32 protein-coding genes and 1 pseudogene are annotated in these 25,031 nt (G+C 61.3%); 13 read left to right on the top strand and 20 right to left on the bottom strand.

Features of this window, described 5'->3' with window-relative positions; all coding sequences use genetic code 11:
- The first annotated feature begins 82 nt into the window (after positions 1-82).
- The 3 genes from P1K30_RS22665 to qatD are packed head-to-tail and all read left to right on the top strand — an operon-like array spanning position 83 to position 2,513.
- Positions 83-397 (top strand): hypothetical protein, encoded by a 315-nt coding sequence (locus P1K30_RS22665; protein WP_275635021.1) that lies wholly within the window; start codon positions 83-85, stop codon positions 395-397.
- Positions 394-1,761, top strand: a complete 1,368-nt coding sequence (qatC, locus tag P1K30_RS22660) for a Qat anti-phage system QueC-like protein QatC (RefSeq protein WP_275635020.1) — start codon at positions 394-396, stop codon at positions 1,759-1,761. Before P1K30_RS22665 ends, qatC begins: the two co-directional genes overlap by 4 nt.
- 2 nt (positions 1,762-1,763) lie before the next feature.
- Positions 1,764-2,513 carry a Qat anti-phage system TatD family nuclease QatD gene (gene qatD, locus P1K30_RS22655; protein WP_275635019.1) on the top strand — a complete coding sequence of 250 codons (750 nt, stop codon included), beginning with the start codon at positions 1,764-1,766 and terminating at the stop codon, positions 2,511-2,513.
- Positions 2,514-2,634: 121 nt separating this feature from the next.
- On the opposite strand, the gene P1K30_RS22650 is transcribed toward qatD, so the two are convergent.
- From P1K30_RS22650 to P1K30_RS22585, 14 genes are read right to left on the bottom strand one after another with little or no spacing between them, the layout of a single operon-like run.
- The gene (locus tag P1K30_RS22650; RefSeq protein ID WP_275635018.1) at positions 2,635-3,648 is read right to left on the bottom strand and encodes a TrbL/VirB6 family protein; all 1,014 of its coding nucleotides are present in this window, start codon (positions 3,646-3,648) and stop codon (positions 2,635-2,637) included.
- Positions 3,648-4,067: a hypothetical protein gene (locus P1K30_RS22645; RefSeq protein WP_148380040.1), complete on the bottom strand. Its 420-nt coding sequence runs from the start codon at positions 4,065-4,067 to the stop codon at positions 3,648-3,650. Before P1K30_RS22645 ends, P1K30_RS22650 begins: the two co-directional genes overlap by 1 nt.
- Before the next feature lie 16 nt (positions 4,068-4,083).
- Positions 4,084-5,118, bottom strand: a complete 1,035-nt coding sequence (locus P1K30_RS22640; RefSeq protein ID WP_148380041.1) for an ATPase, T2SS/T4P/T4SS family — start codon at positions 5,116-5,118, stop codon at positions 4,084-4,086.
- Position 5,119: 1 nt separating this feature from the next.
- Entirely contained in the window at positions 5,120-6,445 is a 1,326-nt protein-coding gene (locus tag P1K30_RS22635; RefSeq protein ID WP_148380042.1) for a TraB/TrbI/VirB10 family type IV secretion system protein, read from the bottom strand.
- Positions 6,442-7,143, bottom strand: coding sequence for a TrbG/VirB9 family P-type conjugative transfer protein (locus P1K30_RS22630; protein WP_275635017.1), 702 nt, complete (start codon positions 7,141-7,143; stop codon positions 6,442-6,444). The genes P1K30_RS22635 and P1K30_RS22630 overlap by 4 nt, the downstream gene beginning before the upstream one ends.
- The gene (locus P1K30_RS22625) at positions 7,140-7,787 is read right to left on the bottom strand and encodes a VirB8 family type IV secretion system protein (RefSeq protein ID WP_089849825.1); all 648 of its coding nucleotides are present in this window, start codon (positions 7,785-7,787) and stop codon (positions 7,140-7,142) included. Before P1K30_RS22625 ends, P1K30_RS22630 begins: the two co-directional genes overlap by 4 nt.
- Positions 7,788-7,801: 14 nt before the next feature.
- A complete protein-coding gene (locus P1K30_RS22620; protein ID WP_275635016.1) occupies positions 7,802-8,599 on the bottom strand; it encodes a type IV secretion system protein in 798 nt (265 codons plus the stop codon).
- The gene (locus P1K30_RS22615; protein ID WP_089849725.1) at positions 8,596-9,762 is read right to left on the bottom strand and encodes a lytic transglycosylase domain-containing protein; all 1,167 of its coding nucleotides are present in this window, start codon (positions 9,760-9,762) and stop codon (positions 8,596-8,598) included. The genes P1K30_RS22620 and P1K30_RS22615 overlap by 4 nt, the downstream gene beginning before the upstream one ends.
- Before the next feature lie 4 nt (positions 9,763-9,766).
- Complete coding sequence (locus P1K30_RS22610) at positions 9,767-9,982, bottom strand: hypothetical protein (protein ID WP_089849723.1); 216 nt, start codon at positions 9,980-9,982, stop codon at positions 9,767-9,769.
- Positions 9,979-12,363: a VirB4 family type IV secretion/conjugal transfer ATPase gene (locus tag P1K30_RS22605; RefSeq protein ID WP_089849720.1), complete on the bottom strand. Its 2,385-nt coding sequence runs from the start codon at positions 12,361-12,363 to the stop codon at positions 9,979-9,981. The genes P1K30_RS22610 and P1K30_RS22605 overlap by 4 nt, the downstream gene beginning before the upstream one ends.
- Entirely contained in the window at positions 12,353-12,631 is a 279-nt protein-coding gene (locus tag P1K30_RS22600; protein WP_009574151.1) for a VirB3 family type IV secretion system protein, read from the bottom strand. The genes P1K30_RS22605 and P1K30_RS22600 overlap by 11 nt, the downstream gene beginning before the upstream one ends.
- A 9-nt stretch (positions 12,632-12,640) precedes the next feature.
- Positions 12,641-12,931, bottom strand: a complete 291-nt coding sequence (locus tag P1K30_RS22595; RefSeq protein ID WP_054540759.1) for a TrbC/VirB2 family protein — start codon at positions 12,929-12,931, stop codon at positions 12,641-12,643.
- Positions 12,928-13,611, bottom strand: coding sequence for a lytic transglycosylase domain-containing protein (locus P1K30_RS22590; protein ID WP_089849717.1), 684 nt, complete (start codon positions 13,609-13,611; stop codon positions 12,928-12,930). The genes P1K30_RS22595 and P1K30_RS22590 overlap by 4 nt, the downstream gene beginning before the upstream one ends.
- Positions 13,568-13,894: a hypothetical protein gene (locus P1K30_RS22585; RefSeq protein WP_010138156.1), complete on the bottom strand. Its 327-nt coding sequence runs from the start codon at positions 13,892-13,894 to the stop codon at positions 13,568-13,570. Before P1K30_RS22585 ends, P1K30_RS22590 begins: the two co-directional genes overlap by 44 nt.
- Before the next feature lie 245 nt (positions 13,895-14,139).
- Between P1K30_RS22585 and P1K30_RS22580 the strand changes: the two genes are divergently transcribed.
- Positions 14,140-14,367 carry a hypothetical protein gene (locus tag P1K30_RS22580; protein WP_057796709.1) on the top strand — a complete coding sequence of 76 codons (228 nt, stop codon included), beginning with the start codon at positions 14,140-14,142 and terminating at the stop codon, positions 14,365-14,367.
- A 14-nt stretch (positions 14,368-14,381) separates the two neighbouring features.
- On the opposite strand, the gene P1K30_RS22575 is transcribed toward P1K30_RS22580, so the two are convergent.
- Both P1K30_RS22575 and P1K30_RS22570 read right to left on the bottom strand, forming a co-directional pair.
- Positions 14,382-14,702 (bottom strand): type II toxin-antitoxin system RelE/ParE family toxin, encoded by a 321-nt coding sequence (locus P1K30_RS22575; RefSeq protein WP_089849714.1) that lies wholly within the window; start codon positions 14,700-14,702, stop codon positions 14,382-14,384.
- Positions 14,703-14,707: 5 nt separating this feature from the next.
- Entirely contained in the window at positions 14,708-14,950 is a 243-nt protein-coding gene (locus tag P1K30_RS22570; protein WP_089849711.1) for a type II toxin-antitoxin system ParD family antitoxin, read from the bottom strand.
- 347 nt (positions 14,951-15,297) lie between these two features.
- On the opposite strand from P1K30_RS22570, the gene P1K30_RS22565 reads away from it, so the two are divergent.
- Entirely contained in the window at positions 15,298-16,065 is a 768-nt protein-coding gene (locus tag P1K30_RS22565; protein WP_338052394.1) for a hypothetical protein, read from the top strand.
- Positions 16,066-16,297: 232 nt separating this feature from the next.
- The gene (locus tag P1K30_RS22560; protein ID WP_089849706.1) at positions 16,298-17,140 is read left to right on the top strand and encodes a hypothetical protein; all 843 of its coding nucleotides are present in this window, start codon (positions 16,298-16,300) and stop codon (positions 17,138-17,140) included.
- 341 nt (positions 17,141-17,481) lie between these two features.
- On the opposite strand, the gene P1K30_RS22555 is transcribed toward P1K30_RS22560, so the two are convergent.
- The 3 genes from P1K30_RS22555 to P1K30_RS22545 are packed head-to-tail and all read right to left on the bottom strand — an operon-like array spanning position 17,482 to position 20,899.
- Positions 17,482-18,408, bottom strand: a complete 927-nt coding sequence (locus tag P1K30_RS22555; RefSeq protein WP_275635015.1) for a plasmid partitioning protein RepB C-terminal domain-containing protein — start codon at positions 18,406-18,408, stop codon at positions 17,482-17,484.
- A 5-nt stretch (positions 18,409-18,413) separates the two neighbouring features.
- Positions 18,414-19,304, bottom strand: coding sequence for a ParB/RepB/Spo0J family partition protein (locus P1K30_RS22550; RefSeq protein WP_199672159.1), 891 nt, complete (start codon positions 19,302-19,304; stop codon positions 18,414-18,416).
- Positions 19,301-20,899: a recombinase family protein gene (locus P1K30_RS22545; protein WP_226562356.1), complete on the bottom strand. Its 1,599-nt coding sequence runs from the start codon at positions 20,897-20,899 to the stop codon at positions 19,301-19,303. Before P1K30_RS22545 ends, P1K30_RS22550 begins: the two co-directional genes overlap by 4 nt.
- A 103-nt stretch (positions 20,900-21,002) precedes the next feature.
- Between P1K30_RS22545 and P1K30_RS22540 the strand changes: the two genes are divergently transcribed.
- From P1K30_RS22540 to P1K30_RS22520, 5 genes and pseudogenes are all read left to right on the top strand, one after another.
- Entirely contained in the window at positions 21,003-21,305 is a 303-nt protein-coding gene (locus P1K30_RS22540; protein WP_089849698.1) for a helix-turn-helix domain-containing protein, read from the top strand.
- Positions 21,306-21,417: 112 nt separating this feature from the next.
- Positions 21,418-21,672 (top strand): ribbon-helix-helix domain-containing protein, encoded by a 255-nt coding sequence (locus P1K30_RS22535; protein WP_089849696.1) that lies wholly within the window; start codon positions 21,418-21,420, stop codon positions 21,670-21,672.
- 4 nt (positions 21,673-21,676) lie between these two features.
- A complete protein-coding gene (locus P1K30_RS22530) occupies positions 21,677-21,988 on the top strand; it encodes a type II toxin-antitoxin system RelE/ParE family toxin (RefSeq protein ID WP_089849693.1) in 312 nt (103 codons plus the stop codon).
- A gap of 359 nt (positions 21,989-22,347) precedes the next feature.
- On the top strand, positions 22,348-22,563 hold the full coding sequence (locus tag P1K30_RS23945) for a hypothetical protein (protein ID WP_199672162.1): 216 nt from the start codon (positions 22,348-22,350) through the stop codon (positions 22,561-22,563).
- A pseudogene (locus P1K30_RS22520) lies at positions 22,457-22,912 on the top strand (IS5 family transposase); the annotation flags it as partial. The gene P1K30_RS23945 and the pseudogene P1K30_RS22520, both read left to right, overlap by 107 nt.
- A 39-nt stretch (positions 22,913-22,951) precedes the next feature.
- Here P1K30_RS22520 and P1K30_RS22515 read toward each other — a convergent pair.
- Positions 22,952-23,449 (bottom strand): type 2 periplasmic-binding domain-containing protein, encoded by a 498-nt coding sequence (locus tag P1K30_RS22515; protein WP_089849690.1) that lies wholly within the window; start codon positions 23,447-23,449, stop codon positions 22,952-22,954.
- A gap of 91 nt (positions 23,450-23,540) precedes the next feature.
- On the opposite strand from P1K30_RS22515, the gene P1K30_RS22510 reads away from it, so the two are divergent.
- Complete coding sequence (locus P1K30_RS22510) at positions 23,541-24,368, top strand: IclR family transcriptional regulator (protein WP_089849687.1); 828 nt, start codon at positions 23,541-23,543, stop codon at positions 24,366-24,368.
- 10 nt (positions 24,369-24,378) lie between these two features.
- A complete protein-coding gene (locus P1K30_RS22505) occupies positions 24,379-25,002 on the top strand; it encodes an isochorismatase family protein (RefSeq protein ID WP_018065867.1) in 624 nt (207 codons plus the stop codon).
- The last annotated feature ends 29 nt before the right edge of the window (positions 25,003-25,031 follow it).

Genomic DNA, 25,031 nt, shown 5'->3' with positions numbered 1-25,031 from the left:
CCTTGAACTCGATCACACCAAACGCCTCTCACCAACTCTCTGACAACGCTGACATATCACGCACGCTCGGAACGTCGAAAGTTTGCGACAGAACCACTTCGATGAGCTCTCCGCAGACGATTTGCGCGAGTTCTTCATCGGGGTCGTAAGCCGTTCGATCGAAGGTAAAATTCTCAATGAGGTAGGGACCAACGCCATCGCGGCGCCTTCGGACATCGGCGGGGTCGAACGCGCGCAAGCCATGTTGCATGACTTCGTCGAAGGTTGTGTGCGTGATGAGTTCGATGCGCGCGGAACCGATTTGAGTGACCTGGATGCGGCCGCCATCGATAGCTTTGTCGACGACCTCTACGGCGCAGCACTCGATCTGGTCGAGGTCTTGGGAGACGACGGATGAGAAGGTTCAGTCTGATCGGTCGACTCGGTCCCGACGACAAGGGCAAGATCAACTTGGTCCAGTCCGACTCCGACGTATTCGAGATCGATTTCCTGGACGGTGATCTGCGAATGGGCTTTGGCATCGGTCATGCGTTGGACCAGCTCGCCTCCCTCGGGCTGGAACCCTCGGAGAGGGGCATAGATCTCGTTGTACTCGCCGCGCTCGTTAACGCTGGTGACACGAGAGTCTCCCGAAAGCTGAACGCTCAAGACGGCTGGACCCGCGAGATCGATCTTTATGTCCCGGTGTCTGCAGCCGCGGCTTGGTCCGCGAACAGTGGATTGATCGAGTCGATGTTGCGCTTCCTCTCCGGGGATCGGTGGCGCGTCTTCTTCCGTGACCGAACAAAGAGGACCAAGACTCTTGCTGTCGCTCCGAAACGCTTGGCTATCGACGGGCTGACTAAAGTCAGCCTCCTGTCCGGAGGTTTGGACAGTCTCATCGGCGCAGTCGATCTCCTGAGCGGCGGTGTGCGGCCATTCTTCGTCAGCCATTACTGGGATAGCGAGACTGCCAAAGCCCAAGCTTACATCCTCGAAAGGTTGGAAACCCAGTTTGGCAAAGAGGCCTTCAAGAGTCTGCGAGTGCGGCTCGGGTTCGATAAGCACCATCTAACCACCGGGGAAACCGAGAACACGCAGCGGGGACGGTCCTTCCTCTTCTACTCGCTGGCGACGCTGGCAGCGTCGGCGATCAATGGCAGGACCGCCGTCGACATACCGGAGAACGGCCTAATCGCGCTCAACGTTCCCCTTGATCCCTTGCGATTTGGGGCGCTGAGCACGCGGACGGCGCATCCGCACTTCATCGCGAGCATGCAGAGGCTAATCGACGCTCTCGCCCTCGACGTCGAACTGAACAACCCGTACAGGCACATGACGAAGGGCGAGATGGTTGCGAACTGCGCCGACAAACTTTTCCTTCAGAAGATCGTGTCGAACTCCATGTCTTGCTCGTCGCCGGCGAAGGCGCGCTACAATAAGCTCTCCCCTCGACACTGCGGGTACTGCGTTCCGTGCCTGATCCGTAGATCTTCGCTCGAAGTCGGTCTCGATGGAGACGATGAGACGCTCTACACGGTTGAGGATCTGAAGGGGCATATCCTGGCCTCCGACCAGCCTGAAGGGGAGCACGTCAGGTCCTTCCAGCTGATGGCCAAGCGGATCAGGGCGAAGCCGGATCTCGCGAAGATACTGGTCCACAAGCCCGGTCCGCTACATGACAAGCCGGATGAGATACCGGATTATGCCGACGTGTTTCGACGTGGCGTCCTTGAAGTCGCCGAGCTCCTGAAAGGTGTTCGGGCACGGCCGGGCGGGTGACCATGCGGCCTGACTACGTGGATTTCCATACGCATCTCGACCTCTATCCCGACCTCGCGAGGGCGATTGCAGCCTGCGATCGCAAGCGCGTAGCGACCTTGGCGGTCACGACGACCCCGAAGGCGTTTGAAAGGAATGTTGAACTGTCCGCAGACAGCGACTTCGTAAGGGTTGGGCTCGGTCTGCATCCGCAGCTCGTCGCCGATCGCCATCTTGAGCTCGACCTGTTCGAGAAGCTCTTGCCGCGGACGCGTTACGTTGGGGAAATCGGGCTTGATCGCGGACCCGCTCATTATCGCTCTTTCGAGTTGCAACAGTCTGTCTTCGGCAGAATTCTTCGAGCCTGCGCTCAGCAAGGCGACAAGATCTTGAGTCTGCATAGCGTCAGGGCGACGAAGCCGGTCCTGGACATGCTCGATGAGCATCTACCGCCAGATCGGGCGGGCGTCGTCTTGCATTGGTTCACTGGCAGCAAGGCCGATGTGCGCAGGGCTGTTGATCGCGGCTGCTATTTCTCCGTTAACGAGGGCATGCTCGCTTCCGACACCGGGATGCGCGTGATGCGCGAAATTCCAATCGACCGGGTGTTGACAGAGACGGACGGCCCCTTCGTAGCTCGTGGCGACAAGCCAGTTGATCCCGGCGACGTAGGTTATACTGTAGAAGTGATCGCCTCGACGATGGGATTGTCGGCGGAGGCCACCCGCATGCAAATTTTACTGAATCTCAAGAGGTTATTGAATACCGGTTAGAACACACATCTTGATGTCTTTGGGTGAAAGGTATTCGGCGACGAACACGCGAATTTCCGTTGGAATGAACCTTCCCCCAATCACACAGCTTGAATGCTGCAGAGATGGTGGTCTACGTACACTAGGCACCCAGTCTTCTAGCTCGTTCCGCCATCCTGGCCAGTCGTACGCTAGCCGTCCGTATAGCCGCCGGGCTCTGCGTAACGCCCCGTCCGATCACCTCCCCGGTGGTCAACGCCCCGATCCGTGACCTCCCTTTGACGCCCGCTGTATTGAAGAGCCCGCGCATGATCCCGGTCGATCCGGCGACAACGGCGGGCGCGGCTGCCACCATCAAGTTGCCCGAGATCCCCCGCACGATCAGGGGCGTTGCGGCGACGAAGCCCTTGGCCAGGAACACCATCACGAAGAACGGCACCAGCGATCCGATGTTGGTTGCCGAGTTCGGATCACCGAGTTGGGCGAGCAGAGAATTCGCCATGCCGACGACGGTCGAGAACATAGCTGCGATGACGATGGGGTAGAAGGCATAGCTGACCGTCGTCGAGACCCACCTATGGAAGAAGTCCTTGGTCGCGTCGAAGAGCGACAGTGCGATCATGATCGGAGCAAGACCAAGCATGAGTGTCAGCATCATCTTGGCGAATATGAGGACGATGCCGGTCATGAAGCCAAGGAGGCTCAAAAGAATAAGCCCGATGCCGCCTAGGATCGCGCCCGTCATCCAGTTCAGGTTGCTGCCGATGGCATTCAGGTACTGGCTGAATTTTTCGATCAGGATGTCGAATTCGCCGGCAAAGTGTGTGGCTCCGGCTCCGCCGCCGCCAACCGAAGACACCAGTGCGCCAGCGACGTAGTCCAAGCCTCCAATGACTGCGTTTGCTACTGCATTGAAGTTTGCCCAATTGAAGGCGAACAGACCGATAAGGGTCAGCTTGATCAGGTACCAGAAGAAGTTGGCCCCATCCATGCTGCGGAACTGGAATGCCATGTTGATGCAGACGCCGATTAGCGAAAGCGTGACCATCAGCAGGACGATCGTGCCGGTATTGCTTGCCACGGCCCCGAACTGGGACTCAGCGGCATCGACAAGGAACGCGTCTGCCGTTCCGACCATCCAGCTGACGACGCCCATTACCAGTTGCCTTGAGCTTCGCAGATTGTACGCACGCTCGGCTCGAGTTGCTTCCTTACTTCAATCCAGTCGCGGCGAAACGCTGAATGCTCGGCTTGGCTAAGGCCTGCATACCTTTCATGATATTCGCCATCGGAGCTATCCCAAGCGGGAAAGCGGGTTTCACAGCTGCAGTCGCCAGATTCAGCGATCTCCTCCCAGGCCCGAATTTCGTACAACTCCATCAAAGCTGCTGCCTTGTAAGCTTCCCGCGGATTGATTTCGTCCATCCAGGTCGGGCGCGCCGGACGATCGTTGCAGATCCGGTATTGTTGAGGCGACATATCGACCGTGAGATCGTTTGAGATCGGAGGCGAAGTCTGCGCCGCAAGGGGGCCCGCCAAGGCGGCAAGCATGAGTGCGAGAATTGGTTTTCGCATCTGGGGGGTTCCTTTCTTACTCAGCGGCAACGGAGGGGCTCTTGTTGCCTCTGCCGTCGACCGTGTCGAGGTTCAAATCTGTGGTTTGGCCCGGGAGAAAGAACTCGGTGATCCCGCGCGTGCCTTCATGGCGGCCTGCCTGAATGATCACGTCGATCGAGCCCTCAATATAATCGATCATGTCGGCGTAGGTCATTGGCACATCGGTTTTCAGGGCGGCGATGGCGAGGCGGCGAACAGCAAGTTGTGGAGTCTCGGCATGGAGCGTAGTCAGCGATCCACCGTGGCCGGTATTGATTGCCTCGAGAAACGTCATCGCCTCGCGCCCGCGGACTTCGCCCAGGACGATCCGGTCGGGTCGCATGCGAAGCGTTGAGGCCAAGAGCACATCTGCACTGCGGGCATCCGTGTCCCGGTCCACGATCAAAGTCACGGCATTGGGCTGCTCGGGGCGCAGCTCGGCCGCCTCCTCGATGGTGATGATCCGCTCTTCGGGCGGGATGAGCGAAAGGATCTTGCGCGCCGCGACCGTCTTGCCGGTCGATGTACCGCCCGAAACGATCATGTTGAGCTTGTTCTCGACGCAGAAGCGCAGCGCGGCGTCGATGTCGCCGGAGGCAACCACATCGCGCAGCGCGGCGTTTCGTTCGCGCCGCAGACCTTCGAGGCTGCGCTCCTTTCCATAGAGGAAGCCGAGCCGGATTGCCTCCAGCGGCAGGGAGGAGAAGAAGCGCAACGATATTGAAAACCCGCCCTCGACTGCCGGTGGCTGGATCACCTGCGCGCGGATCGGGCGATCTCGATATAGGATCGAGACCGAGACAATGGGCTTCTTCGTGCTGAGCGTCGTCGAGGCGGCCGAGGCGATCTGGTTGCCGAGGTCCTTGATCTCGGTCTGGCTCAGCGGGCTGCCGAGACCTCGCATGAAGTGATCGCCCTGGAATTCGCCCCAGACTTGTCCGTCGGGATTGATGCAGATCTCGATCGTGTCGTCGCGCAGGACCTCGGGGCCGAAACGGTCGAGCGACGCTTCCAGATAACTTGCAGCCATGTCAGAAAATCTCGAGGTCACGATCAACCATGACCGTGATCCGTGTACCCTGATCGACATGTATCACTGGCCGGATCGCCAGATAGTCCTGCATCACGCTTTGCGTGCTATCGCGCAGGTCGGTGCCGACATCACTCGCAACATCGGCCGCCGCCTCGCTGTCGATTTGACCCGCTGCAGCCGCAGGCAAGGCGCCGATCAAGGAGATCAGCGCGGCGGAGCCGAAGCGTTGCGCGAAACGGGTGTCGACAAACCCGGTGGTGCCAGTACGGCCGAGTTCGTCTCCACCGAAGGCGCTGATCTGCACGGTCTGATTATCGGGCAAGATGATCCGATCCCATGCCACCATGACGCGCGATTGGGCAAGTGCGACATCAGAGCGGTAGCGCCCGATCAGCCGCGCGCCGCGCGGGATCAGGATACGCGTTCCATCGAAAGAATGGACGTCTTCCGAGACGATGGCGCGGATCGCGCCGGGCAGTGTGCTGTCGAGGGCCGTCTCTGTCACAGCCTGAATCATGGTGCCCTGAACAACCGTGTTCGATGGGTTCGCGATCACTTCGGCACGTGTCACCTGTGCTGGTTGCGCGCCCGAACGAACAAAGGCTTCATCTGCATTCAGACGCGCGGCTTCCAGCGTATTCTCCCTATCCGCACCCGCGCCCATCCCGGAGAACGCGATCATAGGAGACGCGATGCGCTCTGCGCGGGCCTCAGCTTCGGCTGCGCGCCGCCTTTCGAGTTCGGCCAGCCGCAATTCTTCTTCACTTGGTCCCAATGAGGTCGGCTCTGGTGGTGCAAGCCGTGCAAGTTCCAAGTCCATGCGGAGCTGATCCAATTCGCGATCCCGCTCGGTCAGTTGCCGCTCGAGGGCACGCTGAGCCTCGGCGGATGCTTCCTGTAAGGTGGCAATTTGCGCCGTCAGGTCGGCAATAGCCTGCTCCGCCCCGCTATCCGCGGCCTCGGCCGGTCTTGCGCGTAGTTCCTCGAGTTCCGCTCTCAATGTCGCAAGACTTTCCATCAGCGCGAGTTCCGACTCGCTCGGACCTGTGTCCGTAGGCGGGGCTTGGCTGGGCTCTGGGGCAGAAATCGGCGCCAGATCTCCGAATCCGGGGCCGCTGCTCTGGAACTCTTCCGGCGCGGCGGTCGCCATTGGTGTTTCTGCCGACGGCTGCAGGGCGGCCCACGCCAGACCACCTGCTGCGGCGATGCCGACGACTCCAAGGATCGCGGCAAGCGGCGCAGGCCGCTTGTTGGCCTTCGCTTTGCCCGTCGAACCTTCGAGAGCCGCGAGGCGCGCGGCGAGGTCTTCCGTACCTTCGGTCATGATGTGGCCTGTCCTGCGTCCTGGACGCAAATCACCTCTTCGCCAAGGCGAAGGACCCATTGTCGGTTGACGCCGGACACGCGGATGACGCCGTCACTCAAGGCCTGGCTGTTCACCGCGCGTTCCCTGCCGTTCGAATATCGGAAGATGGCGGGCACCGGCGCATTCCGTGCGAACCGGAAATACGTGAAGGTACCATCATCCCAGATGGCCGTCGGCGTGAACTCTTCTCGGGCGCTGACCGCATAGTTCGCGTTCGGCGCATCGGCCGCAACCGCCCTGGTGGGTTGCACGCGGCTTTCAGGGTAGCGGAACTGCACGACATAATGCGGCGTCTCCCGGGCTTCGACGACATGGAAGTAGTAGGAGCGGCGGTTGGTGTAGACGGTGATGTTGGTGGCGACGCCAGATGCTGTCGGCTTGATGGCGAAGGCACGGCCACCCGGGACACCGTCGAATTGAAACCCGACCGTATCGCCGGCGATGATCGAGCGGATGGTTTCACCCTCACCGAATTCGACTGTGGTGACTCGGGTCAGAGTCGTGACGACACGGTAAACCTGGCCTTCAGTCCAGGTCGCTACGCGCACGCGGTTGTCATGAGAACCTGGGCGGGGCGTGGTCTCGGCCAAGGCAGTCGATCCCGCGAACGTGAGAAAACTGGCGGCCAACAAGGTAAAGATTGGAGTGCTAGTCATTCGGAACGGTCCGATCGGATGGCATATTGGGTGACGGTGAAACCGAAAGGGTTTTGCCAGACATCGTCGATCGCGCGGGTCCGCTCGGGCCGGAATTCGAACATCAACGTGGCAGTGAACGATCCATCCTGTACCCCCTGCGGACTTGTCAGGCGCTTTCTGAGCCGCACCTGTGCGCGGTTCTCGCCAATAAGGTTGATCGATGCGATCTCAACGGCCATCTCGGCCGCAGCCCCGTATCGCGTCGGCGGATAGTTCTCCTGACCCGATGTCCACATCGCGCGCATGCTGGCCTCGGCCGACCCGGAAGACTGTGCCAGGACACGGCGGACACGAAGATCGTTGTCGAGCTGGTTGTAGGTTTCGCGGTCGAGAATGTAGCGGTAGATTTGCGCTTCGATCACGGCAGGCCGTTCGGAGAGCGACACGGTTTCAACCGTGGCATTGGGGAGCGCCATCCCGGTCGCGGGATCGTAGGGCACAACCACGGGAGGCGGCGTTTCGATCATCAGCGCGACAGCCGCAGCCGTCAAACAGCCGAATACGCCAAAGCCCGCCCCGGAAAGGCCGATCACTCGCCAAAGCTGTTCACGGCGCAGGGCACCGTAAACAAGTTCCTCTTCCACGAGTTCGCGCGCAGTCATCACGCCTGCCCCACTCATGGCTCAAGATCCGGCAAGGTGAAGTCCATGTAGCGGCGCTCTTCGGCGACGGTGGCGGCATCAACCACGCCTGCATTGCCTGCGCCGAGGGTCTGGATCGCTTCCAGCTCCCACATCCGGGTCATGGCGATGGCGAGTTCCGCCGTGACGCGTGTGTTATGATCCATCGAGGCTTTGAGATCTTCCATGTCCGGGATCATCTCGACCAGACGTTCCACCCGTTCGAGCGACTGTTCCGCCTCTGCGTGGCTGTTCTGCGCCGCCGCCGACATCACAGCACCTGTGGTTGCCCGCGTAGCAACGCCTTCGGCGCCCGGATTGCCGCTGGTGGCGATCTCGCGGAGTGAATCCTCGTCGAACCCGGCGCTTGCCAGCGCCTGTTCCATCTGCGTGCGCATGGGCCCGGCATTGGGCCCGATGAGCGCGCTCCAATCGCCCGCCTGGATGCCTCGGATCAGGCCGGGGATGTCTTCGAAGCTGGCCTCAAGCAAGGTGTCGAGGTCCCCGCCCATGGCAAGTCCGAGGATGCTGCGCGGCCCGGTGAGCGAGGCATACATCTCGTTCAGCTGATCGAGTTGGCTTTGCAGCATGTCCAGTTGCTCCAACGCATTGTCCAGAAGATCGGTCTGGATCCCGAAATCCTGCAGCATCTGTTGAAGCTGGCGGATTTCCTGAGCAATGTTCTGAGTGTCCACCGTGGGCACACCCTGTGCCGCGACAGGTCCGGTGACATTGAGGGCAAGCGCGAGAGCGATGCTACCGGCGAAAAGGGAACGGGGCAGGCGCAGGTTCAACGCAAATCCTCCTGACTAAAATCCATGTATTGCCGTTCGGCAGCCTGCGCTGCCGCCAAGGCGAACTGCTCGGCGCTGAGTGGCTCGGTTCGTGCGGCCTTGATCCGGGTCCGGATTGCGACCAGCCGGGCCAGTTCGGCCCGGGCATAGGTGTTGAGCGCGATGGCCTCGTGGAGATCCTCGGTCTCACCAATGCGGGTGATGATGTCCTGAACCCGCAGGGCGGCGGCACGGACCGAGACCAGCGAATAGTCGCCATAGACCCCTGCGCCGTGGGCCGAGAGGCTGAAACTCGCGTTGGCGAGGAGCACAGGGTCGATGGTGCCGAGGGCATCGATGCCGCCTACGGCCGCGAGGTAGCTGTTGTACTGCTGCGGGATCACCACGACATAATGCTGGGTTTCCGCGAAAGGCGGCACACCGCCATAATCCTGCACATTGCCCGGCCCGGCGTTATAGGCGGCGAGCGCATGGATAATGTTGCCATCGAACATGTTCAGCATTTGTGCGAGGTATCGCGCACCGCCGGTGACCTGCAGATAGGGATCGTCGTAATAGGCCGGGTAGATCCCGAGATCCCCCGCGGTACCGGGCATGATCTGGGTAAGTCCGAAGGCCCCCACGGGTGAGCGTGCCCCGATCTGGAAACGGCTTTCCTGCCAGATCAGCGCCTGCAAGAGACAGCGCCATTGCACGAGCGAAAGACCTGCGCGGCCGACCCCGGACAGACTATGGGTGTCGCGTGCTGCGCGGATGATCAGCTCCTCGATCCCCTCCCGGGCATCGCCGAACATCCGCGCTGCCGCTGGATTGGCGTCCTCGGGCGCATAAAGACTGGCGGCCGCGCTTTCGACGTTGTCTACCGCCCCCTGCCCCGCCTCGAGCCCCGCCACGGTTCCGGCCACGTCTCCAGCGCCAAGCGACATGGCATCCATCAGCCCTTCGAGGGAGGCGAGTTGCTGGCGCTCGATTTCGGCCAGTTCCTCCTCGCGGCTTAGCCGGTCCTGCTGCAGTGCCAGGTCACGATCGGTCTGCTCAAGGATGGCCTGCCGCTCCGCGAAGAGGCGCAGGTCGAAGGTCGGCACGCCCTGGGCGATCGCTGGCCCCGCCGTGGGACCTGCCAGCGCAAAACCGATCATCGAGAGAGGAAGCCAGGTCCGCATTGGCTTAGCCGCTCGCCCCCAAGAGGACAAAATCGCAGGCCGTGTCGCGGCGCGTGACCTCCGCCCCCATGGTCGAGATCGTGGCGGTGGCGGTTCCTGCCTGCACAGGAGCCTCGCGAAAACTGAAGCAGTTGGCTTGCGGGGCGTTATGCTGCGCACAGGCTGTCAACGTCAGGCCGAGCCCGAGCAGCACGACGCTGCGAATGATGGTACGGGTCATGTCACTCTCCAGAAATCAGGACGTTCGCGATAATCGGCGCCGACAAGCGCTTCGCCCTTCTCCATTCCGCCAAGGATGGTCACGAGCGGGCCGAGCGCGCTGAGATCGGCATCGATCACGACGGAACCACGGTCGTCGCGTACAAGCGCGAGCCGCGAGGCCGAGCCGACGCCTAGAAGCACGTCGAGCTCTTTCTCGGTCAGGCCGAGCATCGCGTAGTCAGCGGCGGAAGCACGAATGTTGGGCAAGAGCACCTGGGTTGGCACAGCTTCCACGATGGTCTTGCCGGTGCGCGTGCGCTCGAGCTGGCTGGCATATTGCGTCATCATCACGACGACGGCGTTCTGCTTGCGGGCGGTCACCAGCCAGTTGCTGAGTCGCTCCGCAAAGTAGGCGTTGTCGAGGGCTTTCCATGCCTCGTCGATGACGATGATGGTGGGCTTGCGGTCCTCGATCACCCGCTCGACCCGGCGAAAGAGGTAGGACAGGACGGCCATGCGTTCCCGCTCACTCTCGGAATCGAGAATGCCAGTGAGGTCAAAGCCCGCGACGTCGCCATCGATGCTGAAACTGTCCTCGGCATTGGCCCCGAAGATCCAGCCGTAGCGACCCTCGGCCGTCCATTCCTGCATACGCTCGAAGAGATCGCCCTCGTCATCGGTCGAGACCAGCAGCGAGGCGAAATCCGACCAGTTTCGTAGGCCCGCATGTCCTGCGCTTGCGTTCTGGCGCACGACTTCTTGCAATCGGTTGGTCTGAACCGGGGTTAGCGGTCGATCGCGCCGCTCCAAGAGGCTCGCGAGCCAATCAGCAAGCCATGCCTGGCCCCGCACGTCGATCTCGGTCTGGAGCGGATTGAGGCCCGTGGGGCGCCCCGCCCGCACGGTCGAATAGCTGCCTCCGAGCGCGCGGACGGCCATCTCCATCCCCGCGCGATAGTCGAAGACGAAGACCCGCGCACCTGCCCGCCGTGCCATGGTCATCAGGAAGGCCGCCAGGACGGATTTGCCGGAGCCGGGACGGCCGAGGATTAGCGTGTGGCCTCCCGTGGGTTCGCGATCCGGCGCGCCCTGTTCGTGGAAGCTGAAGCGAAACCCGCTGCGCTCCGGTGTCGGGAAAAGCGTGATCGGCACGCCCCATGGCACTTCCCTACCGGTCTTGCCGAGCGGCGTGCGGTGGAAGGTGGCGAGATCGGCGAAGTTGTGGTTCGTGATCGCGGCCTTTCGGCTGCGCGCCCCGGTGTTCCCGGGATGCTGCGCCATGAAATGCGCCCGCCCCCCGAAGGCTTCCGAGATCAGGTTGATGCCGGAGGTGGCCGAGATATTGCGGATCTCGGCCGCGATGTCGTCGAGTGCCGCTTGGGTCCGCGCATAGACCGCCACCGTCATATGATGTTCGCCGAAGATCAGGCGTTTCGATTCCAGATCGTCTTGGGCCAGTTCCAACTCCTGCGCGAGGCTGACGGCCCCGTCATTGGCGGCCTGCATGAGGCGCAGCTGCCGCTTGATCCTGCCGGCCATGATGTTGGCGTTGATCGGCACGAAAGAATGGGTGACCACCATGTCGACGGGCAGGTTCAGCTCGTCGAGCATCAGGCTGTCGGTCTTGGCGGGGTAGTTCTTCACCGCGAAGATCGCGCCGAGCTTGTCGCCCACGGCACCGTCGGAGAGCGCGATGGTCGTGCCGCGGAAGGTGACGCGGGTATTGGCTACGTCCTCGGCGATCACACCGAGGCGCGACCGGGGGAAGAGCGGATGTTCTTCGCCGGTGTTGAGGGAGCCGAGGAAGCCCAGAAGCTCGCCGCCGCTGGCGGCCAGCAGGCGGGGCTTCAGCTCATCGAAGGACGACAGCAGAAACCCCACCACCTCGTCGAGCTTGCGCAAGCGTCGGGTCGTGTCCGCCGCATGCCGGGCGCGGGACGCGCCCAGACCGAAGGGCAAGCGGCTGCCGGTCTCGGGTCGCTTCAGCACCGTCAGGGTCAGCGTCTTGTCGCGCAAACCCGCGCGGCCGAGATGCGCGTGCCATCGTTCGTCGACGGCAGCCGCAAACCCTTCGCCCGGAACGGGCGGCAGGGTCACATCGACCGCTTTCGACACCTTGTGCAGGTAGAATGAGAACTCGGTCCCGACCTGCGCCACGATGCCAGCCAGCAACCCTCCGATACGGTCGAGATGCCCGTCCTCGCTCGTGGTGCTGTTCACCCCTTCGAGGCGGATGCACTGCATCAGTTCGTTGCCGCGTGTCCGGATCGTTCGGTCGTTCACGAGGCTCACATAAGGCAGCATCATTGAGAGCCGCTTCTCGCCCTTGACCCATGCGGGTAGCGCGGTCAGCGGATCGCTGGCGTTCTCAACCTCATCGGCAAGTCCATCACGGGGCATAGCTGTCGCCTCCGTGCAGCTTGCGGTTCGTCGTGGGCGGGGTTTCCTGCAGGGTGATCACCAGGACATCGAGGAAGTTCGGATCCCAGTCTGCGGCCTTCCAGAGCGCCGGCCAGGCCAGCCCCGCGAACACAGCGACCACCCAGCTCTGCACCCAGAGGAACAGAAGCGTCGAGCCGAAGAGCCAGACCATGGCGTACATGATCGGCAAGCCCATCAGCTTGGGTGGCCTGAGAAGGCCGATGAACACGCGGGACTGGTCAGCCATGGACGGAGCTCAGGTGGTCCAGATGGCGGCGACGATGGTGGGTGCTGCGGCGATGCCCGCGATTGCAACCACGACCCAGAGCGCCTGACGGAAGTCGAGGATGCCAAAGAGCCAGGAAAGGAACACCCCGATCAGCGCAAGCGTTCCGATCACGATTCCCAAGGGGCCGGTGATCGCATCGACAATTCCTTGAAGCAGGGTCTGTACCGGCGAGAGGTCGATGCTCTGTGCAAGCGCTGGACCCGCCAGCACGATAAGGGCCATCGCGCCGAGCGCGACGATCGAAGGTCTCGATGTCATGAAAGATCTCCTCTGAGCCGCTCAAACACGGCAGTCACACGGGCCACATGCCCTTGGGTTTCTCGAAAAGGGGGGATGCCGCCGTGGCGTGTGACCGCCTCAGGGCCAGCGTTGTACGCCGCAAGGGCCAGAGAGCCCTCACCGAACTGGTCGAGCATCATCAGCAAGTAGCGGGCTGATCCGTCGAGGTTCTGCGCAATGTCATGTGGGTCCACGCCGAGGTCGCGGGCGGTATCCGGCATAAGCTGGCCAAGGCCTATCGCACCGACAGGGCTACGTGCAGCCGGATTGTATGCGCTCTCGACTTCGATATTGGCCCGGTAAAGGAGCGCCCAATCAGTGACTGAAAGCCCCGCGCGACGCAGCGCACCATGCCCGGCATACCGCAGAGCCGTGCTCTCGATCGCATGGAGGATTTCTGGGGTGGCGCGGGCGGCGGATCGAGCCGGGATCGCTGTCTCGCTCGTTGCGTCAGGAACGCGAGGTTCTGCGAAGAGAAAAAGGCGCCCGTTTGCCTCTTGAGAAGTGGAAATCAATTGGCCGTCTGGGCCAACCGAAAAGATGAAACCGTCGGCCAGGGCCGGGGGCGCGGAACAAACGCCTGTACCCAAAGCAACGACGAGCGCAGTCGCGCAGTCAGCTGCCTTTGACCGGAGGCGCGGCGTGGCGTTCGCGGCCACCTTCTTCAAGTGGGATGCTAGCGGTCGTACAGCCCATGTCGGCCAGGAAACTGACAAGGCCAACGATGGTTTTGAAGTCGCGGAGCTTGAGGACGCTTCGGCTGGTGACGAGCATCTTATCGTCACGCCCATCAGTGGCGACGGCGCGGATGACCCACGAGCCGTACCAGCTGTTATGGCGCTTCTCTGCTCTCTCCTTGCAGACCACCTCAATGAGGTAGCCCTCGGCGAGCAAGCCGCGCAGTCCGTCTTCTGTAACCACATTCGGGGCTTCTTCTATCATGGCCTTCCCTTGGGTCCTTGTTCTGCCTGGGTGCAGTATCAGGCCCACGGGGTCGCAACACCGCGAGCGATACAAAACAACATTAATGATAGCAAGACAATAATAACGTGTTGACGAAGTTCGCCTTGCTCCGATAAGGGTGATATCCGACAGAATGATAATCTTAAAGGCGGCAAAGGAGTTTTGCCCTGCGCTTGTTTATTGCGCGCAACGCACCGTTGCTGTTCGCGTTCCTGCTTAGAAGCATGCCGGTAGCCGCAGCTGCGGATTGCATACCACCCGAGCGACCGTTCTTGCCCCAGTCGCAAGAAGACATGCGTGCCTATGCCGATCTGCTGCGTTCTGATTTCGAGGGCTACATCGCCGACATCCAGGAATACTTCCGTTGCCTTGATGCCGAGCGTCAACGCGCGTTTCAGGAGGCACGCGAGGTCAGTGAAGACTATGGGAAACTGGTCGAGCTATTGGAATGAGGAAACGCAAGGGCTTAACCGCCGTCGAGATCCTCGTAGTAGACGAGCGCGGGCATGTTGCGGCGCAGGTGCACGATGCGCAGGATGACTGCCGCCCCGTCCGCCGCATCTAGCCGCTTGTAGAAGATCACGTGACGTTGGCAGTTGACGGACCGCATCCCCGGAACGAAGAGACTCCTGTCCCGACCCCGGTCGGGATCCCCGGTGATCTGCTCGAAGGCGTTGACCAACTGGCGGTAATAGACGAGCCATCGGTCCCTACCCCAAGTTTCGACGGTGTAGGCACGGATCTCTTCAAGGTCGGCCCTGGCCCGACCGGAAAGCCGAATTGTCATGTGGGTCAGCGATCAAACGCATCCGGTTCGAAGGCATGAGCATCGAACTCGGCGAAATCCCCATTTTCGGCCAGGGAGGCTGCTTCCTCTAGGTCGGCCTTGAGGGAATAGAACTGCCGGGCGCCATCCCGCTCCATCAGCATCCTGACGCCGGCGCGCACGACTTCGCTCAAATTGGCGTAGGCGCCGGACTCGATCTGCGCCTGCACATATTTCTGCATCGGTTCGGTCAGGTGGACGTTTGGCATCAGACTCTCCTATCCATGCTCAATCGTATCAGATACTGACATAAATCTTCAAGGTCATGTTCGGTCCCAACATAGGCTCGTTGCTCCACCCCGTCCTTCTGCGCCCGGATTCCCGCCGGGGAACCAGGCGAGACAGTTTTCCGTTCTGCCATTCCTGAGACCATGAGCGCTGCGACTCTCCGTGTGACGGGCTCATGCGGCCTGTTCTTCCATGACCGCTTTCGTGGCCGCATTGAAATGCTATATTTGTATTTTTTTACAGATATTTGAGTGAAAGTTAACATGAAAGAGGTCCGCAATTTTGGCCACTTTCAAGACGCCGAAGCAGCCAGAACCGACGTCAGTTCTTGGAAGCCATCAAGCTAGACAAGCGAACAATCGCACGCAACCATCAATCAAATCTCCTTGCTATCATTAATGTTGTTTCGTATCGCTGCACCATTATAGATGGAGTCGGCATCATGAAGCACGTGATCCACGGCGTGGCAACAGCCACGGCAATAAGCATATCCGGACTAATGGCCTCGTCAGCTCCGGCTCAGGCCTATCAGGTGGATTGTGCGATCCTCCTCTGCCTTGCGGGCGGTTGGCCTGCCTCTGCGCCCTGCGCGCATGCCAGAGCGGTCTTCATTCGGCGGATCACGCCATGGCCGATCGAGCCGCCCTTACAAATCTGGCGGTGCCCAATGGGTGTGTCGTTCAAAGACCCCAGTCCAATGTCGCCTATGGAACGCCTTTATGACATCACGTTCCGCAATCCGCCCGAACCGCAGGCCTCGAATCCAATTCCCCTAGTCCGCGTCCAAGCGGATGAGCAAGCCGACATCGACATTTCGGGCGACGCCTTTGATTTCGTGCGCAGCATTCGCGTCTATCACATCGAGTATAGCCAGTACGAGAACCGAGATGGCACATGTCATCATAGCGATCTCACGCGATTGGGGTCCTACGGCGTGCAGGGCGATTACCGATGGACAAGATCCAACGTTGGCCAAGTGCCGGCCGCAGCTGGCCTGAGCATCCCTGATCGGTGTGGCAGCTATTTATACCGATCCGTCTTCGTCGACTGGCGAGATAACGCAGGCAGCTACGGATTCGAAGAAGTTCACTACTGACAAACCGGCCCGCGCTTCGTCGTTCTTGCCCTGACGACCAAGCGTGGCACCCCTTAACCCCCAAGAAAAGGATACGACGCCAGACCGTGAAGCCTGACGCCGCGCTAGAAAACTCCGTGAACAAGAGTTTCCTAGCGCACCGCTAAAACACCTGCAACCAGCAAAGTTGTTTTGCTGGCAAGAATGTTGTTGTCTCACGACATGGCGTCGGATCTCCAAGGAGACCTCGACTATGGAACCTACGACCGGCCTGATCCTGCGACGGATTACACAGACAAATCTCTCTGTCGCAGCGCACAAGCTTGCCACCCTCATCCTCGACGCCATCGCCTGGAAGGATGGCTACAACGGTTTGTCGCGCGGAACGGCAGCCTTCACCCTCTCGGCCCTGGCGGAGAAGATGGGTGTCTCACGGCAGTATCTTACGGTTCTTCTGAACGAACTTGAGGCTTCGCAGTTGCAGCTCGAGCGGGCGAAGCCGAATGGCAAGTTCGCGCCCTGGATCTTTCGGTTTTCCGCCTTCGACGAGGAGCGTGAAACCCATGATCTCGTGTCAGGTGAAGGCGACACATCACTATCTAGAGATAATAATAACAAAACTATCTTCTCAGGGCTGATCGATATCACCGCGAGTTCGAACGTTTTTCAGACCAGTTGGGCAGAGCTCATCAAAGCAGTGAAGGCCACGTTGCCCTGCTGGAACATCGACACCCAGGTCATCTGGGATCGCTTCCTCGCCTTCAACCGGTCGCGAGGCAACGGCAGGGTGCCGGCCGGCTTCCTGCTTGGCTTCATGCGCCGGTGGCGAAATTCGTCGGGAACTCCAACTCGTCCCGCGGTCAAGCCGCCCGCGAGACCAACAACGGACCCCAAAGAGCGCGAATTGCTGAGACAGATGCAAGCCGCACCAACGGCGAACCGCCAGTTCCACGCGTCCGACTTGTGTCGCTTGATTGGACACGCTGCCTACGAAGCGCGGGTCCTCGATGTGATCCGCAAGTTTGAGTGCCAGAGGTTTTCAGCGACCTTGGCGGTGCACGGACTCGCGGTGCTGGCCGGCGAGATATCGAGATGACTTGCGGGCCCAATCCATTCTGGCCTGCCCTGCATCGCGGCAGACAGGCATTGAGTACCGAAGTGTTGGCCAACCAAAACGTGGTCACTCGCGGGCGCGCCGCCAACCCAACTGGCACCCAATATCCGGTCGAATGCAGCGCGCCCGTCAAACATCGCAGATAGTCATCGCAAAAGAATACCTGCGTGGTCGGCGATATGTCCGCCGACCTTGGTGGGCTCCGAACGGGTTCGCCGCCATCCCCACCTCCGCGCTTGATCCGGCCCACAGTCCGGCGTCTCCCGCGGTCCCCGCGCTTGAACTGGGTCCGGGTCCCCATCGTCAGATTGTTCCAGAATCCCTTAATCGTCCGCCTCGTCGGGCCCTTCCGAAGACGGTTCCGGTCGAGACAGGCCCGCCACGATTCGACCTAACTCGCCGAGGATCTCTCCATGGTTCTTTTCGAGATAGCGATTGATCCGTTCATTCGTGAGCAGCCGTTCGACGTAGCGACCCGCTACCACAAGGCGTAAATGATCGGGGCCAAGCGTCCCCTCGATCAACTTGATGTTCTTCTGCAGGCTGGCCATTTCGGCCTTCATCCGCTCCGCCTGTTCGCGCGTAATGCCAGAGGTTTCTTTTTTCATTTCCGGATCGACAAGGTCTTCGGCATCGGTCGCGGTAAGGATGGCCTCGGTATAGGCCACCGTGTAGTTGTTCGCGGCGATCATAAGTTCCGCCGCTTGAATCTGCCGCAAGGGCTTCATCTTGCGCAGGGACCTGAAACTGTTGACCGGGCAATGCTTGTCCTTCAGGAGTTCAGCAGCCTCGGGGCAGATGCCGTTCAGCAATGTCCGCTTTCGCCGGATCAACGCCACATCCACATTCAGTGCAGCAGCAATACGGGCCTCTGGCACGCCACGCTCAATGGCCCGCAAGATCATCTTGTGTTCCTGAATTGTCGCGAGACGGCTGATGCGCTTGTTGTAGGTGAAAGACTCGTCGTCTGTGGCGACCAGGGAGGTGACGGTTTCCTCGCCCATTTCCTTCAAGACATGCAGACGGACATGACCATCGAGCAGGATGAACGTGCCGTCCTGACCAGGAGCGCGCGCAACCACGAGCGGTTCGATCAAGCCGGCCTCGCGGATCGATGCGGCGATCTGTGCATACTTCTGGCCCTTGGGAACCGTGATCGGCAGTTGCTTCACCGGCAGGATGGTGGCGATCGGGATCTGACGCAGGGTCGGCTCAAATCCTGGCCCCTTGGGCGGGGGCGTTTTGCCCATATGTGTCATGCCCGAGGTTCCTTGAGACCGTCGACCACCATGCTCGGCAGGGAATCCAACCCCTCGGCACGGAGCAAAGTGAGGAAATTCTCATCCTTGAGCAGGGACTGGAACGCTGCGTCGAGGAACAGCAGGTTGCCGCGCGTCGACTGGGCCCTGCGGATCATGTCCTGCTGGCGTTCTGCCTCGATACGATAGGCCCGGACCAGCGCCGCCGATGTCATCCGCACCCCAGATCGTTTTGTGCGTGTGGCACCCTTTTTCTTGCCGTGCCGGTGGCGCAGTTCCACCAGCCGCCGTGCTTCAAGCAGCTTCTTGCCGCGCAATTCACCCGAGGCATAGGCCGCTTCCAGCGCCTTCTGCACATCCTTCTCTTCCGCCCTCGTGATATACAGTGCGACGCTGAGGGGCATCTGACCGGTCTCGACCGCGATCAGCAGTCGTTCCTCGCCGTTGGCGATCAACTCGCCGATTTCGTGAACGTACGACCATGACAATCCGGTTTTCTCGGTGATGTCGTGGTCCGAGTATCCTCGGTCGCGCAGGATGGCGATGTCCTGCAGCAGCTCGAGCGGTCGCTGCTGACGGCGGGCGATATTCTCGATCACGCTACGCAGAAGTCGTTCGACCTCGTTCGCGTCCACGACGATGGCCGGGATGTGGGTTTCGCCCAGTGCAACATAGGCCTCCATCCGCCCCTGACCGCAGACCAGCCGATAGGCATCCCCTGACGCCGTGTCATCCTGCGCGACGGTGATCGGCTTCTTCAGCCCGACCTTGCCGATACTGTCCACCAGCGCACGAAAGGTCTTTTCAGATCGTTCTCGCGGATTTTCCACGGTGATGGCCGCAATGGGGATAATCTGAACCTCGGCGTGGGTTTCGATATCGCTCACCATGGTGTCACCTCGGAAACGGAAACGCGCCGGGCCATGTCGAAGAAAAAGTTCAACGTTTCAAAGCGGAAGGCGTCCAGCATCAGGCCATTCTCCTCTGCAAGCCCCAGAGGTTTGCTCCGCATCTCGAATTGGGGCAGCAGGTAGTAATCGAGCGCGTCAGTGTTCGTGCGGTTCATCCTGATGGCGATGGTGATGTCGGGCGCGAGTCCGGTGTCGAAGCGGATCTTCCAGCGCAGGCCGCCTGAGGAGGTTTCGCGGCAGCGGGCGACGACGACGGATGCCGTGAATTCGCCGTTGATGGTCAGCAGGTCCGTCGCAGGGTTCCTGATCACAGCACCGCCAAGCAGGGTGATTTCGTGGATCACGCGCTCAATCTCGTCGCCGTGAAATTGCCGCAACAGGCGGTTGGCTTCGATGTAGCGATAGTCGCGATCCGGGGTGAACCCGACAAGGGAATAGGCCCTGAGCAGGCTGCCGAAGCGATGGGCATAGGCGCCGCTGGACGGCATGCCATCTGCTTCGTCGATCACCAGCCCGGAAATGTAACCATGACGCTGGAAGAGCCGGGCAAGGCGCTCCAGCATCACCTCATCCGAGAAGCGACGGTTGCGTGCCGCGATGATGGCCTGGGCCTTCTGAAACTGTTTCGGCTCGACGATGGCATCGAAGGCGCCGTCCGAGCGGATCCACATCTCCGGGCCGTTTGCGACCCGCTTTCGCTTCAGCTTGAACGAGCGCCGGTTGTAGACGTTGTTGCCGATGTATTTCTCATTGGTCAGGATCTGATGGACGGTCGCGCGGGTCCAGGCCCGCCCGAGATCGGTGAGGATGCCGCGCGCGTTCAGTTCTGTCGCAATTTCGGTTTCCGACAGGCCCTTCTTCAGAAACTGGCTGTAGATCCAGCGCACCGTCCGGACCTCATCGTCTGGTCCGGGAACCAGGACGACGCGATCCGTCTGAAGGCTCTTGTGCTCACCGCGCTTCAGTTCGGTTTTTACTTCGCCCCGCTCATTGAGCAGGGCGCGACGCAACCCGAAGCCCGCCGGGCCGCCCTGACGATAGCCGAGCTCAATCAGACGGCATTGGCCCGCGAAGACCTTCACTGAAAGCTCACGGCTGTATTCGCCCGCCATTGCCCGCTTGACGCTTTTGACGATGGTAGAGGTCGGAGAACCATCGTTCTCGAATTGCTCGGCGCAATAGGCGACCTGCATTCCCGCCTTTCGGCAGCGATATTCGTAATAGGCAGATTCGTCGGTGTCCTGAAAACGTCCCCAGCGGGTGACGTCATAGACCAGAATCACGCTGAAGTCGGCCACGCCGGATTCGACATCGGCGATCATCTGCTGCAATGCCATCCTGCCGCCGATGATCAGGCCGCTTTTCGCATCATCCGAATAGGTTTTGACAATCCTGATGCCGCGGCGTTCGGCGTATTCGCGGATCGTCTGCGCCTGGTTCTGGGTTGAATACTGTTGATGCTCGGTCGACATCCGGACGTACTCCGCAGCCAGCAGCTGCGCGGACGGCTCGGTTTCTCCTTCGGATAATGGTGCTTTTCCCCGAGCCACGCCCGCCTCCCAAGAAATCATGTGGGCTGCTTCGAGCTGATGGCCCTCTACCGCAGATTGGGCGCAAATACGAACTGCCGCTTTTCATGTCCTTCCCAGAGTATTATCGAAGGAGGACGCAGAGATGCGGACCAAGACGGGCACATTTGTGCCGAAAACGGGCACAAATGTGCACCTTGAAGCCGATGCCGCCGACTACCGGACCGCCATTGCCGCGGCGCTTCGGGACGAACTCGGCTTGACGCATCGAGCAGTCAAGACGGCGATGCGGTGGACGGGCGCCAGCGAGCGAACCGTGAAATACTGGATTGCGGGCGAGCGTGGACCCAGCGGCGAGCATCTGATCGCACTGGCCAGGCACTCGGATATCGTGTTCCACATGGTCTTGCTGCTGGCCGATCGGCACGACGGCGCGGATGCCGAATAAGGTCAAGCCGCCACTGAGGCGGCGGGGAGGCCAAATTGCTCCACCGCCGCCAGACTTGATGTGTAGTGTTTTTTGGTTATATTGAATACGCGCCAAGCATGAGGAGCCTTCCATGTCCCGCACCACGACCATGACCGTCCGTCTGAGCGGTGCGCTCAGCGATTTCGTCGCGGCCAATGTCGGCGAGAACGGCTCCTACGAGAACATCAGCGAATACGTGCGCGACCTGATCCGGCGAGACAAGGAGCGGGCCGAGCAGGAGGCTTTTGACCGGCTGAAGGCCGAGCTGACCCGCGCCTTCGCAGCGCCCGAGACCAGCTACAGGCCGCTGACGGCCGCCGAAGTCATCGCTCGCAACCGGGCCTGACCAGATGGCGATCCGGGTTCAGGAGGCGGCATCACTCCGCCTCGATGACATCTACCGCTATACGCGCGACCGATGGGGCGAGGTCCAGGCGGACCGCTACATCACCGGCATGTTCGAAGCGTTCGAACGGATCGAGGCCCATGGCGTCGCCTCAAAGCTGATCCCGGCAGAGTTCGGCGTCGAAGGGTTCTTCTTTCGGTACGAACACCACATCGTCTATTGGCGCCGACTGTCCGACGGCGATATCGGTATCGTCGCGATCCTGCATGAGCGCATGCATCAGATCGACAGATTCAAGGAAGATTTTCACGGCTGAACGCGCAGGTATCTGCGTCGGCGACGCCCACATAGATCAGCCTGATCGGTTTCCTTTGTTTGCGGAAGATATCTGTTCGCCTCGTGCCGCACGGGTCCGTCATACAAGGCGTTTCGCAGAGACTTTCAGCCAATCCAGCAATTGCGCCACTGCCGGGCGCATGCCATGCCGCCCCAGATGTACGGCGTGGATCACGCTTGGCATGGGCGCCAGATCCAAGTTCAACACATCGAGGCGTCCGATCCCGGTCATGAAGTTCGAGGTGGGGGCGCGAGCCCCCAATCCCGGCCCTTGGTTCCAATTGAGTGGAGACGCCGAGCGCCGGCTGAAAAACTGGCCGCTGAAGAGGTGGCTGCTCAATGCTCGACCTACTGCACGAGCTCGAGGTGTTCCCGACCGTGATCGGTCTCAAGCGGATCGACCCGGCCGTCAACATGCGGCGCTTCTACCGAATGAGCGTCCAGAGCGATCCGGGCGGTCGAGGTCATCTCAAGCAATGTCGGCGACGCCCCGATGCTGCCGAACCTTCTCGCCCAGATCTCGGCGAACGAGGACATCGCCACTGTCTCGGCTGACGGTGCCTGCGCCACACGCGCCTGCCACGATGCCATTGCGGCCCGTGGAGCAACAGCGATCATTCCACCCCGTCGAAACGCCCGGCCTTGGAAGCCGGACACGGCAGGAGCTCGCGCACGCAACGAGATCCTGCGAGCATCGAAGCACCTGGGCCGGGCACTCTGGCGGAACTGGAGCGGGTACCGCCGGCGCAGCAGGGTCGAGACGAGAATGAACTGCGTGAAGCTGCTCGGCCAGCGGCTGATGTCCCGGGAATTCGACCGCCAGGTGGCGGAGGTCCAGATCCGGGTGGCGGTCCTCAACCGCTTCACGGCACTCGGCATCCCGATGACCGTGGCCGCAGGGTAAGTGTGCCCGGGGAAAGGGGGATTGCGCTCGCCAGCTGATTTATCCAACAGCGCCCGACGGATAGGCCAGAACGCCCAGCACGCGCGCGTCGTTGCGCTCGGCGAAATGCGCGTCGAGAACCGGCGCCCAGGCTTCGGACACGGCGCGGGCGCTGGCCAAGTCGGGGGCGATGCCGGCCAGGTCGATGGCTTCGCTCATCGGGTCGTCGGCAGCCAGGTAGCTCAGGATCGGCGTCGCTGCATCAGCCACGCCTTGCTGCAGCAGGCGCAACAGCTCGGTGCCGTTGAGGCCGGCCTCGTTGAACGCGTTGAACGGGCGCACGTCGGCGGTGATGAGCCCGTCGGATTCCTCGGCCAGGGTCTGGGTCCAGAACGGCATCTCCCGCTCGGCATAGAGGGGCATGAAGCTGGCCGAGCCGATGATGTTGAGATGCCCTTCGATCAGCTCCTGCGCCAGCGCGGGGCCGGTGAAGGCACCTGCGAACAGCACGGACGAAAGCGCGGTGGTGATAAGGGGCTTTCCGGTATGGCGGATCATATTGACCTCCCTTGTTCTATATTGTAGAAAGCTTGTACCGTAATTTGCGACTAATTTTTCACATTTCTTTCCGTCAAGTAAGGCGTGCGGCATGACCGACGAAAGCCCCGATCTGCCCAACAATAAGGCAGGTCTCGACAAGTCCTTCTCGAAGGGGCTGATCCTGTTGCGGCACCTAGCAACCTGCGAGGCGCCGGCGGGCATCAGCGACCTGTCGGCGGCTCTCGGCATGACCAAGAGCAACGTGCACCGCCTGTTGCAAACCCTTGCGGCGTATGGATTCGTCCACAAGAACACCAAGTCCCGCTACAGCCCTTCGCTGCGCTACTGGGAGATGGGCTACGAGGTATGGCTGCACTCGCGCGCAGGACAACTTGCGCTGAATGACGCGGACGGGCTCGCGCTCAAGGCGAACTGCCTCGTGCACATCACTTTGGCAGCCGAGGAACGCCAGGAACTGACCCTCTATGATCGGATCGGTACGCCGATCGCCCATCCCATGCGCAGGCTTTGGCCCACGGGCACCCGCGTGCCGATCTGGCGAATCATCTACGGCTGGTCCGATTTCGTGGCCTTCCAGATCGCCTATATCGCCGCCAAGCCCGAGGTCGAGCTGACCTCGCGCCGCGATGAGATCAGCCGCCACCTGGAAGACAGCGGCCTGACCTACGAGGGTCTGGCCGAGCGCGTCACCGCCGCCCGCGACCTGGGTTACGCCGAGAACCTCGGCAGCGGGCTGGAGAACATCGAGGGCACTGCCTGCGCCTTCCGCGACGAGACCGGCGCGCCGGTGGGCGTGCTCAGCACGATCTACGACCGCGACGGCAGCCGCGACGGCCGGCGCGAGGATACCGGGCGGCTCAACCGCCTCTATGCCCATTCCATATCCCGATCCCTGGGCTTCCGGGATCCAAACTGAGAGAAACTTCATGGACGAACAAGCCTTCAAGGCCCGTGGCTTCGGGCAGACCATCGGTTTCGGCCGCCGCTCGGCGCTGGTGGTGATCGATGTCATCAAGGGTTTCACCAATCCCGACCTGCCGCTGGGCGCGGACCTGTCGTCGCAGATCGTGGCGATCAACGCACTGATCGCCGATTTCGCGGCCCGCCGCGAGCCGGTGTTCTTTACCACCGTGCGCTACGACGAGCCGGATCTGTCGGACGCCGGGATCTGGCCGCTGAAACAGGGCGGATTGAAGACGCTGGCCGCCAGCGGCGACGGGGCCGAGCTGGACCCGAGGCTGAGCCTCGCGGCCGGAGAACGCACGCTGGTGAAGAAATACGCCTCGTCCTTCTTCGGCACCGATCTGTCGAGCCGCCTGGTAGCCGAGGGTGTCGACACGCTGGTGATCACCGGCTGCACGACCTCGGGCTGCGTGCGCGCGACGGCGGTGGACTCGCTGCAGAACGGCTTCCGTCCGATCGTGGTGCGCGAGGCGGTGGGCGACCGCAGCCAGCCCGCACATGAGCAGAGCCTGCTGGACCTGCAGGCAAAATATGCCGACGTGGTCTCGCTCGACGCGGCGCTGATGCGCGAGATGGCGGGCGCCTGAACGGCGCCCTGCCCCACCAACCCGCCTGC

Origin of the sequence: Psychromarinibacter halotolerans (assembly GCF_029168315.1) — a bacterium.
In the GTDB taxonomy this organism is placed as follows: Bacteria; Pseudomonadota; Alphaproteobacteria; order Rhodobacterales; family Rhodobacteraceae; genus Psychromarinibacter; species Psychromarinibacter halotolerans.
The sequence above is the reverse complement of the archived record's forward strand: the minus strand, read 5'-3'. Positions and strand labels throughout refer to the sequence as shown.

What these genes read in the sequence shown, in the direction of transcription:
- qatC (WP_275635020.1), top strand. Translation starts at nt 394, where the DNA reads ATGAGAAGGTTCAGTCTGATCGGTCGACTCGGTCCCGACGACAAGGGC.
- qatD (WP_275635019.1), top strand. Translation starts at nt 1,764, where the DNA reads ATGCGGCCTGACTACGTGGATTTCCATACGCATCTCGACCTCTATCCC.
- P1K30_RS22650 (WP_275635018.1), bottom strand. Translation starts at nt 3,648, where the DNA reads ATGGGCGTCGTCAGCTGGATGGTCGGAACGGCAGACGCGTTCCTTGTC.
- P1K30_RS22645 (WP_148380040.1), bottom strand. Translation starts at nt 4,067, where the DNA reads ATGCGAAAACCAATTCTCGCACTCATGCTTGCCGCCTTGGCGGGCCCC.
- P1K30_RS22640 (WP_148380041.1), bottom strand. Translation starts at nt 5,118, where the DNA reads ATGGCTGCAAGTTATCTGGAAGCGTCGCTCGACCGTTTCGGCCCCGAG.
- P1K30_RS22635 (WP_148380042.1), bottom strand. Translation starts at nt 6,445, where the DNA reads ATGACCGAAGGTACGGAAGACCTCGCCGCGCGCCTCGCGGCTCTCGAA.
- P1K30_RS22630 (WP_275635017.1), bottom strand. Translation starts at nt 7,143, where the DNA reads ATGACTAGCACTCCAATCTTTACCTTGTTGGCCGCCAGTTTTCTCACG.
- P1K30_RS22625 (WP_089849825.1), bottom strand. Translation starts at nt 7,787, where the DNA reads ATGACTGCGCGCGAACTCGTGGAAGAGGAACTTGTTTACGGTGCCCTG.
- P1K30_RS22615 (WP_089849725.1), bottom strand. Translation starts at nt 9,762, where the DNA reads ATGCGGACCTGGCTTCCTCTCTCGATGATCGGTTTTGCGCTGGCAGGT.
- P1K30_RS22610 (WP_089849723.1), bottom strand. Translation starts at nt 9,982, where the DNA reads ATGACCCGTACCATCATTCGCAGCGTCGTGCTGCTCGGGCTCGGCCTG.
- P1K30_RS22605 (WP_089849720.1), bottom strand. Translation starts at nt 12,363, where the DNA reads ATGCCCCGTGATGGACTTGCCGATGAGGTTGAGAACGCCAGCGATCCG.
- P1K30_RS22600 (WP_009574151.1), bottom strand. Translation starts at nt 12,631, where the DNA reads ATGGCTGACCAGTCCCGCGTGTTCATCGGCCTTCTCAGGCCACCCAAG.
- P1K30_RS22595 (WP_054540759.1), bottom strand. Translation starts at nt 12,931, where the DNA reads ATGACATCGAGACCTTCGATCGTCGCGCTCGGCGCGATGGCCCTTATC.
- P1K30_RS22585 (WP_010138156.1), bottom strand. Translation starts at nt 13,894, where the DNA reads ATGATAGAAGAAGCCCCGAATGTGGTTACAGAAGACGGACTGCGCGGC.
- P1K30_RS22580 (WP_057796709.1), top strand. Translation starts at nt 14,140, where the DNA reads ATGCCGGTAGCCGCAGCTGCGGATTGCATACCACCCGAGCGACCGTTC.
- P1K30_RS22575 (WP_089849714.1), bottom strand. Translation starts at nt 14,702, where the DNA reads ATGACAATTCGGCTTTCCGGTCGGGCCAGGGCCGACCTTGAAGAGATC.
- P1K30_RS22570 (WP_089849711.1), bottom strand. Translation starts at nt 14,950, where the DNA reads ATGCCAAACGTCCACCTGACCGAACCGATGCAGAAATATGTGCAGGCG.
- P1K30_RS22560 (WP_089849706.1), top strand. Translation starts at nt 16,298, where the DNA reads ATGGAACCTACGACCGGCCTGATCCTGCGACGGATTACACAGACAAAT.
- P1K30_RS22555 (WP_275635015.1), bottom strand. Translation starts at nt 18,408, where the DNA reads ATGGGCAAAACGCCCCCGCCCAAGGGGCCAGGATTTGAGCCGACCCTG.
- P1K30_RS22545 (WP_226562356.1), bottom strand. Translation starts at nt 20,899, where the DNA reads ATGATTTCTTGGGAGGCGGGCGTGGCTCGGGGAAAAGCACCATTATCC.
- P1K30_RS22540 (WP_089849698.1), top strand. Translation starts at nt 21,003, where the DNA reads ATGCGGACCAAGACGGGCACATTTGTGCCGAAAACGGGCACAAATGTG.
- P1K30_RS22535 (WP_089849696.1), top strand. Translation starts at nt 21,418, where the DNA reads ATGTCCCGCACCACGACCATGACCGTCCGTCTGAGCGGTGCGCTCAGC.
- P1K30_RS22530 (WP_089849693.1), top strand. Translation starts at nt 21,677, where the DNA reads ATGGCGATCCGGGTTCAGGAGGCGGCATCACTCCGCCTCGATGACATC.
- P1K30_RS23945 (WP_199672162.1), top strand. Translation starts at nt 22,348, where the DNA reads ATGCTCGACCTACTGCACGAGCTCGAGGTGTTCCCGACCGTGATCGGT.
- P1K30_RS22515 (WP_089849690.1), bottom strand. Translation starts at nt 23,449, where the DNA reads ATGATCCGCCATACCGGAAAGCCCCTTATCACCACCGCGCTTTCGTCC.
- P1K30_RS22510 (WP_089849687.1), top strand. Translation starts at nt 23,541, where the DNA reads ATGACCGACGAAAGCCCCGATCTGCCCAACAATAAGGCAGGTCTCGAC.
- P1K30_RS22505 (WP_018065867.1), top strand. Translation starts at nt 24,379, where the DNA reads ATGGACGAACAAGCCTTCAAGGCCCGTGGCTTCGGGCAGACCATCGGT.